We start from the raw sequence: 3013 nt of genomic DNA, 5'->3' as shown, positions 1-3013 counted from the left end.
TTAACTCTTATGAGTTGATTGATTGGTATCTACTTTAGTATTCAATATTAACTTCTGGCGAAGTTAAACTGTCACAAAACAAAGACCCGTTTGGGTTGTATGGTTAAGTGACTAAGCGTACACGGTGGATGCCTTGGCAGTTGGAGGCGATGAAGGACGTATTAACTTGCGATAAGCCTAGTCAAGCTAGTAAAAAGCGCTTGAGACTAGGATTTCCGAATGGGGAAACCCACCTGCTTGCAGGTATCGTTAACTGAATACATAGGTTAACGAGGCGAACGCGGAGAACTGAAACATCTAAGTACCCGTAGGAAAAGAAATCAACCGAGATTCCGAAAGTAGCGGCGAGCGAAATCGGAACAGCCCTTAAGCTTATTATGTGTTAATGGAAGGCTCTGGAAAGTGCCACGATACAGGGTGATAGTCCCGTACATGAAAAGACATTTTAAGTGAAATCGAGTAGGTCGGAGCACGTGAAACTTTGACTGAATATAGGTGGACCATCATCTAAGGCTAAATACTCCCAACTGACCGATAGTGAACCAGTACCGTGAGGGAAAGGCGAAAAGAACCCCTGTGAGGGGAGTGAAATAGAACCTGAAACCGTGTACGTACAAGCAGTAGGAGCCCACTTGTTGGGTGACTGCGTACCTTTTGTATAATGGGTCAGCGACTTATATTTTGTAGCGAGGTTAACCGAATAGGGTAGCCGTAGGGAAACCGAGTCTTAACTGGGCGACTAGTTGCAAGGTATAGACCCGAAACCCGGTGATCTAGCCATGGGCAGGTTGAAGGTTGAGTAACATCAACTGGAGGACCGAACCCACTAACGTTGAAAAGTTAGGGGATGACCTGTGGCTAGGAGTGAAAGGCTAATCAAACCGGGAGATAGCTGGTTCTCCCCGAAATCTATTTAGGTAGAGCCTCGGACGAATACTTACGGGGGTAGAGCACTGTTAAGGCTAGGGGGTCATCCCGACTTACCAACCCTTTGCAAACTCCGAATACCGTAAAGTACTATCCGGGAGACACACGGCGGGTGCTAACGTCCGTCGTGAAGAGGGAAACAACCCAGACCGCCAGCTAAGGTCCCAAAGTCATAGTTAAGTGGGAAACGATGTGGAAAGGCCCAGACAGCCAGGAGGTTGGCTTAGAAGCAGCCATCCTTTAAAGAAAGCGTAATAGCTCACTGGTCGAGTCGGTCTGCGCGGAAGATGTAACGGGGCTAAACTATGCACCGAAGCTGCGGATTCAGAATTTATTCTGAGTGGTAGGGGAGCGTTCTGTAAGCGGTTGAAGGTGTACCGGGAGGTATGCTGGACGTATCAGAAGTGCGAATGCTGACATGAGTAACGATAATGGGAGTGAAAAACTCCCACGCCGGAAGACCAAGGGTTCCTATCCCATGTTAATCAGGGTAGGGTAAGTCGACCCCTAAGGCGAGGCCGAAAGGCGTAGTCGATGGGAAACAGATTAATATTTCTGTACTCGATATAATTGCGATGGGGGGACGGAGCAGGCTAAACAAGCATGGCGTTGGTAGTCCATGTGAAAGTGAGTAGGTTGGCGACTTAGGTAAATCCGGGTTGCTATTAAGACTGAGACACGAGACGAGTCACTACGGTGATGAAGTTGTTGATGCCATACTTCCAGGAAAAGCCTCTAAGCTTCAGATTATATGGAATCGTACCCCAAACCGACACAGGTGGTCAGGTAGAGAATACTAAGGCGCTTGAGAGAACTCGGGTGAAGGAACTAGGCAAAATCGTACCGTAACTTCGGGAGAAGGTACGCTCCTATCTGTGATGAGACTTGCTCTCTAAGCGGACGGGAGCCGCAGTGACCAGGTGGCTGGGACTGTTTATTAAAAACACAGCACTGTGCAAAATCGCAAGATGACGTATACGGTGTGACACCTGCCCGGTGCCGGAAGGTTAATTGATGGGGTTATCCTTAGGGAGAAGCTCTTGATCGAAGCCCCGGTAAACGGCGGCCGTAACTATAACGGTCCTAAGGTAGCGAAATTCCTTGTCGGGTAAGTTCCGACCTGCACGAATGGTGTAACCATGGCCACGCTGTCTCCACCCGAGACTCAGTGAAATTGAAATCGCAGTGAAGATGCTGTGTACCCGCGGCTAGACGGAAAGACCCCGTGAACCTTTACTACAGCTTGGCACTGAACATTGAACCTACATGTGTAGGATAGGTGGGAGACTTTGAAGCAGCGACGCTAGTTGTTGTGGAGTCGTCCTTGAAATACCACCCTTGTAGTTTTGATGTTCTAACGTTGGCCCCTGAATCGGGGTTACGGACAGTGCCTGGTGGGTAGTTTGACTGGGGCGGTCTCCTCCTAAAGAGTAACGGAGGAGCACGAAGGTTGGCTAAGTACGGTCGGACATCGTACGGTTAGTGTAATGGTAGAAGCCAGCTTAACTGCGAGACAGACACGTCGAGCAGGTACGAAAGTAGGTCATAGTGATCCGGTGGTTCTGAATGGAAGGGCCATCGCTCAACGGATAAAAGGTACTCCGGGGATAACAGGCTGATACCGCCCAAGAGTTCATATCGACGGCGGTGTTTGGCACCTCGATGTCGGCTCATCACATCCTGGGGCTGAAGTCGGTCCCAAGGGTATGGCTGTTCGCCATTTAAAGTGGTACGCGAGCTGGGTTTAGAACGTCGTGAGACAGTTCGGTCCCTATCTGCCGTGGGCGTTTGAGAATTGAGAGGGGTTGCTCCTAGTACGAGAGGACCGGAGTGAACGAACCGCTGGTGTTCGGGTTGTCATGCCAATGGCATTGCCCGGTAGCTACGTTCGGAACTGATAAGCGCTGAAAGCATCTAAGCGCGAAGCAGGCCTCGAGATGAGTTCTCACTAGACTTTTAAAGTCTCTGAAGGGCCGTTGAAGACTACAACGTTGATAGGCAAGATGTGGAAGTGGTGTGAGCCATTAAGCTAACTTGTACTAATTACCCGTGAGGCTTAACCATACAACGCCAAACGCGTTTTATG

The 3013-nt window shown here is 49.5% G+C and carries 1 rRNA gene; it reads left to right on the top strand.

Features of this window, described 5'->3' with window-relative positions:
- Positions 1-101: 101 nt before the first annotated feature.
- Positions 102-2991 (top strand): 23S ribosomal RNA (locus H5087_RS19885).
- Positions 2992-3013 lie beyond the last annotated feature (22 nt).

The organism is Pseudoalteromonas sp. SR43-7 (assembly GCF_014163785.1).
GTDB lineage: Bacteria > Pseudomonadota > Gammaproteobacteria > Enterobacterales > Alteromonadaceae > Pseudoalteromonas > Pseudoalteromonas distincta.
Note: the sequence above shows the minus strand (reverse complement) of the source record. Positions and strands in the feature narration are given on the sequence as shown.